A 1,126-nucleotide genomic window follows, 5' to 3' on the forward strand; every position below is an offset into this window, starting at 1 on the left:
CCTTCACCGTCTACGAGCTTGAGACACCCTTGATCCCCCGCGATGCCGTTGAAGTTCACGCCTCGCGCTCGGTCAGGGGGGACAACCTTGCCAAGCTCTGCGCCGACTTCCGTGCCAGACGCCCCGACCAGAACTTCGCGATCGTGTCGAACCGTGTCGCCATGATGGACGACACGATGACCCACATGGGGGCACGCGGCTCGAACGAGATGATCGGGCGCAACGTCGTCCAGACCATGACGTTCATGACGCCGGACGAGTACGAGAAAATGCAGGCGCTCAACGCCTGGACCGGACGGCGCGACCTTGTTGGCCTTCGGCACGTGGACGAGTTCAACCAGTCGGCAGGAAGGAACTTGGGCTTCCGCCGCCGGGGCGAGGTCGAGCACCACCTTCTGGTGCATCGGCGCCTGTTCGAGTTGCTCGCGAGCAGTTCGGCGAAGGTGTTGGGGCGCGCCCGCTACGAGATGCGTCTCCATTTGGACCGGCAGGGCCGGTACGAGGCGAAGCGGGCGGGGTGAACTTGCCCACAAAAACCCCTTCGGAGGTCGGGTTCCCTATATACCCTTCTAAGCAATACGACCTGTGAAGGGGTTTTCCCCGCCGCGAAGCGGATCGGCGGGGTAGCTTTGGCGGGCCGAGGTCCTCGGCTCGACCAGAGGTACTTCGCCGCGAGTGGGTGGGCGCGGCCAGCGCCGACCCCTCGAACATCTACGTTTGGCCCTCGGCAGCTTCGTCGCGATCCGAGGCGATCGTCATCCCGACGATCCTCGCAAACGTCCGGCGCCGGACGTTTGCGAGGATCATGATCGAGATCGTTCCAGCCAGTCATGGGCTAGATGACGTCTACGGCCAGAGCCCGAGTGAAATTGATGTGCCCACCGATCCGCCGAGAAAAACCAAGTTCGAGGAACAAAGAGGAAGCCCTCAACACTCTGTCAGACCTCAAAATTCCAGACCGGGCCATGGGGAGGAATATTCTCTTAATCAGCGGGTCCAAGGTTCGAACCCTTGTGCACCCACCAAATATCTCAATGACTTAGCCGATGGATGAGATGCCGTTTCGACACGGCATCACCGGCTCATTTCGACAAACCTTCCTCTTTCTTTTTTCGACCTAACGTGT

At 60.6% G+C, this 1,126-nt stretch carries 1 pseudogene; it reads left to right on the forward strand.

Going from position 1 to position 1,126, the window contains the following annotated elements:
* A pseudogene (locus tag MBTS_RS13795) lies at positions 1-521 on the forward strand (hypothetical protein); the annotation flags it as partial.
* Between the last annotated feature and the right edge of the window lie 605 nt (positions 522-1,126).

It is taken from the genome of Methylobacterium bullatum, from assembly GCF_014845095.1.
GTDB classification, from domain to species: domain Bacteria; phylum Pseudomonadota; class Alphaproteobacteria; order Rhizobiales; family Beijerinckiaceae; genus Methylobacterium; species Methylobacterium bullatum.